General features: G+C 64.3%; 4 protein-coding genes. 2 read left to right on the top strand and 2 right to left on the bottom strand.

Features of this window, described 5'->3' with window-relative positions:
* The coding region (locus tag ACESL8_RS10455) for a long-chain fatty acid--CoA ligase (protein ID WP_372918554.1) at positions 1 to 1,145 on the top strand (1,145 nt) is incomplete at its 5' end.
* On the opposite strand, the gene ACESL8_RS10450 is transcribed toward ACESL8_RS10455, so the two are convergent.
* Both ACESL8_RS10450 and ACESL8_RS10445 read right to left on the bottom strand, forming a co-directional pair.
* Positions 1,133 to 3,091 carry a transglycosylase domain-containing protein gene (locus tag ACESL8_RS10450; RefSeq protein WP_372918552.1) on the bottom strand — a complete coding sequence of 653 codons (1,959 nt, stop codon included), beginning with the start codon at positions 3,089 to 3,091 and terminating at the stop codon, positions 1,133 to 1,135. The two genes, ACESL8_RS10455 and ACESL8_RS10450, sit on opposite strands and share 13 nt — an antisense overlap.
* Complete coding sequence (locus ACESL8_RS10445) at positions 3,091 to 4,683, bottom strand: peptide chain release factor 3 (protein WP_372918550.1); 1,593 nt, start codon at positions 4,681 to 4,683, stop codon at positions 3,091 to 3,093. The genes ACESL8_RS10450 and ACESL8_RS10445 overlap by 1 nt, the downstream gene beginning before the upstream one ends.
* A 191-nt stretch (positions 4,684 to 4,874) precedes the next feature.
* Here ACESL8_RS10445 and ACESL8_RS10440 point away from each other — a divergent pair.
* The coding region (locus ACESL8_RS10440) for a D-alanyl-D-alanine carboxypeptidase family protein (RefSeq protein ID WP_372918548.1) at positions 4,875 to 5,894 on the top strand (1,020 nt) is incomplete at its 3' end.

The following is a 5,894-nucleotide window of genomic DNA, read 5'->3' as shown; positions in this document are numbered from 1 at the left end:
TCCCCGGCGATGTGCCCGGTGAATTGTTCCTGTCGTTCCTGCCGCTTAGCCACGCCTATGAACACACCGCAGGCCAGTACATGCCGATCGGCATGGGTGGGCAGATCTGGTATGCAGAAGGCCTTGAAAAGCTGGCTGCCAACATCGAGGAAGCCCGCCCCACCTTCATGGTGGTGGTGCCGCGCCTGTTTGAAGTGCTGCGCATGCGCATCGCCAAGCAGATCGAAAAGCAGGGCGGCCTCGCCATCACGCTGCTCAACCAGGCAATGGCCATCGCCCGCAAGGAAGCCCGCGGCGAAAAGCTGGGCCTTGCCGAAAAGCTGATCGATCAGGCGCTGGAGCGCACCATTCGCAAATCCATCCGCGCCAAATTCGGCGGCCGCCTGCGCGCCATGGTGGCCGGCGGCGCGCCGCTCAATCCGGAGGTCGGCCTGTTCTTCACCGCCATCGGCATCCCGATCCTGCAAGGCTATGGCCAGACCGAATCCGGCCCGGTGGTCAGCTGCAATCGCCCGCGTGCCATCCTCAAGATGCACACGGTTGGCCCGCCGCTTGATCAGGTGGAAGTGAAGATCGCCGCCGATGGCGAAATATTGGTTCGCGGCGAACTGGTGATGGACGGTTACTGGATGAACGACGCCGAAAGCCACAAGGCCCTGAAAGACGGCTGGCTTTATACGGGCGACATCGGCCATCTCGACAAGGATGGCCATCTGGTGATCACCGATCGCAAGAAGGACATCATCGTCAACGACAAGGGCGATAATGTTGCTCCCCAGCGAGTTGAAGGCATGCTGACCCTGCAGGACGAGATTGCGCAGGCGATGGTTTATGGTGACCGCCGGCCCTATCTGGTGGGTGTCGTGGTGCCGGAAGCCGAATGGGCGCTGGGTTTTGCCCGCGACAAGGGCCTGCCCGCCGATCTGCACAAGCTGAAGGACGAGCCCGAATATGTGCGCGCCCTGCAAGCCGCAGTGGACCGGATCAACCAGAAGCTGAGCGTGACCGAGAAGGTGCGCCGCGTGATCATCGCCGATGAAGCCTTCACCACCGACAACCAGCAGCTCACCCCGTCACTGAAGATCCGCCGCCACGTGCTCAAGCAGGTCTATGGCGCGCGGCTGGACAAGCTTTACAAGGATTGAGGCGGCCCCGTCTGCGGTGGCAGCGGTTCGGGCGGCGGCGGCTCCATCACCGTTTCGTCGGGAATGTCGATCAGCGCCGGCGCGGTGGGTTCGCCGCTCAGATCGATGGTCATGGCTTCCATGTCGGCAGCCAGCGCATCCATATCCACCTGCACCGGGGCAGCTTCCCGCTCCACTTCCAGCCGGCCTTCGGCCTGCAGGGCGCGTTGCATGAAACCCTTCCACAGCCGCGCCGGCAGGCTGCCGCCGACGATGCTGGCGCCCATTGGCGAATTGTCGTCATTGCCCACCCAAACGCCCACCACCAGATCGCCGGCAAAGCCGATGAACAGCGCGTCGCGGTGGTTCTGGGTGGTGCCGGTCTTGCCCCAGGTCTTCATCGGCAGCCGGGCCTTGTTGCCGGTGCCGTTGCGCACGGCAGTTTCAAGCAATTGCAAGATGTCGCCGCGCACTGGCCAACTGGCCTTGGTTTCGTCGGTCGCAGTCACTTTTTCCGGCCACGGCTGGTTGCTCCACAGCCCAGTGGCCTTCACCGGATATTTGCCCAGCGCCACGGCCGCAAAGGCGCGGGTCATGTCGATCAGCGGGATCGGCGTCGTGCCCAGCGCCATCGCCGGATAAATGCTTACGCCGCCTTCGATGCCCAGTTTTTTCACCTGCTTGGCCACGGCCGAAATGCCGACTTCCTGCGCCAGTTTCACCGCCGCAATGTTGGAACTGGCAGCAAAGGCGGTGGCAAGGCTGATCTCGCCGCGAAAGCGCAGATCGTCGTTCTTGGGGGCATAATCGCCGATCTGGATCGGCTCATCGACGATGGTGTCGCCCGGCTTCTTGCCGGCTTCCAGCGCCGCCAGATACACGAACAGCTTGAACGAGGAACCGGGCTGGCGCTGCGCCTGGGTGGCGCGGTTGAAGCTGCTGGCCTTGTAATCGGTGCCGCCCACCATGGCGACCACCCGGCCATCCAGCCGCATCGCCACCAGCGCCGCCTGGCCCACATTCAGGCCGCCGGCACGGGTAAGGCCATCGGTGACGACATCCTCGGCGATCCGCTGCAATTTGGGATCGAGTGTGGTGCGCACGACAATTTCGCCATACGCCGCTTCGTTGGCTTCGCGCGCCTGCGGCAACACCCAATCGGCAAAATAGCTGCCGGTGGGCAGTTGCTTGCGCCCGGGACGATAGACGGCGGGCCGCGCCGCCTTGGCCTGCGCGGCCGTGATGACGCCGGTTTCCACCATGGCCGCGAGCACCTGCGCGCCGCGCTGCCGCGCTTGTTTCAAGTGCCGCGACGGCGCCAGCCGCGACGGCGCCTGCACCAAGCCAGCCAGCAGCGCAGCCTCGCCCAGCGCCAATTGTTCGGGCGCCTTGTTGAAATAGGTGCGCGCCGCCGCGCGGATGCCATAAGCCCCGTCGCCGAAGTACACCGAGCTGAGATAATTCTGCAGGATCTCGTCCTTGGACAGCCGGGCTTCCAGATAGAGCGCGATGATGATTTCCTGCAGCTTGCGCTTGATGCTGCGTTCCGACGACAGGAAGCTGGTTTTGGCCAGTTGCTGCGTAAGCGTCGATCCGCCCTGGCGCACGCCGCCGGCCTGCGCGTTGGTCACCAGTGCCCGGAAAATGCCGATGGGATCGATGCCCAGATGGTCGTGGAAGCGGCGGTCCTCGATGGCGATGAAGGCGGCCGGCACATGGGCGGGCAACAACGCGATCTTCACCGGCTCTTCCTTGTAATCACCGCGCCGGGCGATTGCCTTGCCGTTCATGTCGGTGATGATCAGGCTGGGCTGCTTGGCCGGCTCCAGCGCACGGCCCAGCGGCGCCGTCACCACCAGCCACGCCAGCAGCAGGCCCAGCAGGCCCACAATGCCGCCCGCGATCCACCAGCGATACGGGCGAATACTCACCCACGTCATCGGGAAGCGGACGGGCAGGCTGGCCATCAGGCGCGTTCCTTGATGGCGGAAAAGCGGATATCGGGGAACCGGTCGGTGACGAAATTCAATTCCCAATTATCGCGCGCCAGAAAAACCGGCGCTGCGTCACGATCTTCGGCGATGGCGCTGCGATGTTCGTCCACGAAGGCCTTCATGGCTGCCGGCGCGCCGGAAATCCAGCGCGCGGTTTCGTAGGGCGATGCCTCGAAACTGGCAGCAACCCGGTATTCCGCCTCCAGCCGGCTGATCAGCACTTCCAACTGCAACTGGCCCACCACCCCGACAATCCACTGGCTGCCGATCGCCGGCTTGAACAACTGAGTCACGCCTTCTTCCGCCATATCCGTGAGCGCGGTTTTCAGCTGCTTGGATTTGGTCGGGTCGTCCAGCCGCACCCGGCGCAGGATTTCGGGCGCGAAATTGGGGATGCCAGTGAAGGTGACATCGTCTTTTTCCACGAGCGAATCCCCAACCCGCAGCACGCCGTGGTTGGGGATGCCGATAATGTCGCCGGGGAAGGCTTCATCGACGATCTCGCGGTCAGCTGCGAAAAAGAAGATCGGCGAATTGATGGCGATCAGCTTGCCGGTTGCCACCTGCTTCAGCTTCATGCCGCGGCGGAATCGCCCGCTGGCCAACCGCAAAAACGCGATACGGTCACGGTGCTGCGGGTTCATGTTGGCCTGCACCTTGAACACAAAGCCCGACACCTGCGCGCCATCGGGGTCCACCGCCGCCGGCAGCGCCGGCTGCGGACGCGGGGACGGCGCCATCGCGGCAATCGCCTCGATCAGGTCCAGCACGCCGAAATCTTTCAGCGCCGAACCGAAAATCACCGGCGTCAGCGCACCGGCGCGATATTTTTCGATATCCAGATCGGAATAACCGCCCTCGGCCAGTTCGGCCTGTTCGCGCAGGCGGCCCGCCATCGGCCCGGCCAGCGTGTCGATGCGCGGATCATCCAGGCCATCAACCTGTACCACCTCGCCGGCCAGGCCGGTGGGGGTGCCGTCGGGCTTGTGGAAGCGGCGACGTTTCAGATCGTACAGGCCCTCGAACTCGCCGCCCATGCCGGCCGGCCAGTTCATCGGCGCCACATCCAGCGCCAGCATGTCGGCCACTTCATCGAGCAGATCGAACGGATTGCGGCCTTCGCGGTCCACCTTGTTGATGAAGGTGATGATCGGCACATCGCGCAGCCGGCAAACTTCAAACAATTTGCGCGTTTGCGCCTCGATGCCCTTGGCGGCGTCGATCACCATCACCGCGCTGTCGACGGCGGTAAGGGTGCGGTAGGTGTCTTCGGAAAAATCCTCGTGGCCCGGCGTATCGAGCAGGTTGAACGTCACGCCGCCGCGCTCGAAGGTCATCACGCTGGAGGTGACGGAAATGCCGCGCGCCTGCTCGATCTTCATCCAATCCGACCGGGCGCGGCGGTTCTGGCCGCGGGCGCGCACTTGGCCGGCGGCATGAATGGCACCGCCGAACAGCAGCAATTTCTCGGTCAACGTCGTCTTGCCGGCATCGGGGTGCGAAATGATCGCAAAGGTGCGCCGGTTGCGGACCGGGTTCGGCGACAGGGCAAATGGTGCGTTCATCAAGGTTGTCGCCGGCAGCGATTGGGCGCGCGGCGCATCGCATGCCCGGCCGCAAAGGGCAAGAGCAGCGGCCATCTGTTGCATTCGGGAGACAGGCCGGGGCACGGGCGCGCCGCCACTGTCATTCGCCTCTTTCCAATGGCGTGCCTGGCAGGTTACTCTTCGCACTAGGCAGAAAAGGGACGGAAGCTTTGCTGATCAAGGTCCTGGCACGATGTGTTGCGGTGCTGCTGGCAGTGCTGGCGCCATCTGCCTTTGCAGCCAGCCTTTATTCGGCGCCGCGTTATGCCGCCATTCTGATCGATCATGCCACCGGCGAAGTGCTTTATGCTCGCCGGTCCGACGAAACGCGCTTTCCGGCCTCCATCACCAAGGTGATGACGCTTTATGTGGCCTTTGAAGAGGTCGCGGCCGGCCGGCTGCGGCTGGACGACGAGCTCCGCATTTCACGCCGCGCGTGGGGCCAGGCGCCATCCAAACTCGGCTTGCGCGTGGGTGCCACCATCAGCGTGCGCGATGCCTTCGGCGTGATCGCCACCAAAAGCGCCAACGATATCGCCGTGGCGCTGGCCGAACACATCAGCGGCAGCGAAGCCGCCTTTGCCGATCGGATGACCGCAACCGCCCGCCGGATCGGCATGGCAAACACCCGATTCTACAACGCATCGGGCCTGCCCCACGCGGATCACACCACCACGGCGCGCGATATCGCCACCCTGTCGCGCGCGATGCTGCGTGATTTCCCCGATCAATATCCGCTGTTTTCCAAGGCGCAGTATCAATATCGCGGCATGGCCGTAGCAAATCACAATCACCTGCTGCGCACCATGCCGGGCGTTGACGGTATCAAGACCGGCTTCACCAACGCCGCCGGCTTCACACTGGCTGCATCGGCCGTGCGCGGCACTCGCCGCCTGATCGCCGTGGTGCTGGGCGGCCCCAGCCGACTGGGGCGCGACGGCAACGTGCAGGATTTGCTCAACATCGGCTTCGACGTGCTCGATTCCCGCCAGCGCGGCCTGCCCTTCACCGTCTCCAGCCGCTTTGCCGAACCCGACGATCTGCCCGACGCCGTGATGGACAGCCTGGCCGGCGATGTGGCGGCGATGGACGGCATTATCGAACAGCCCACCCGCACCGTGCGAAGTGTGGACGTGGCCAGCGCCATCACGGCGCTGGGCGATACCGGCATGAACAGCCCCGCGCTGGCG

Origin of the sequence: Sandarakinorhabdus sp. (assembly GCF_041689835.1) — a bacterium.
Classification (GTDB): Bacteria; Pseudomonadota; Alphaproteobacteria; order Sphingomonadales; family Sphingomonadaceae; genus Sandarakinorhabdus.
The sequence above is the reverse complement of the archived record's forward strand: the minus strand, read 5'-3'. Positions and strand labels throughout refer to the sequence as shown.

What these genes read in the sequence shown, in the direction of transcription:
- ACESL8_RS10450 (WP_372918552.1), bottom strand. Translation starts at nt 3,091, where the DNA reads ATGGCCAGCCTGCCCGTCCGCTTCCCGATGACGTGGGTGAGTATTCGC.
- ACESL8_RS10445 (WP_372918550.1), bottom strand. Translation starts at nt 4,683, where the DNA reads ATGAACGCACCATTTGCCCTGTCGCCGAACCCGGTCCGCAACCGGCGC.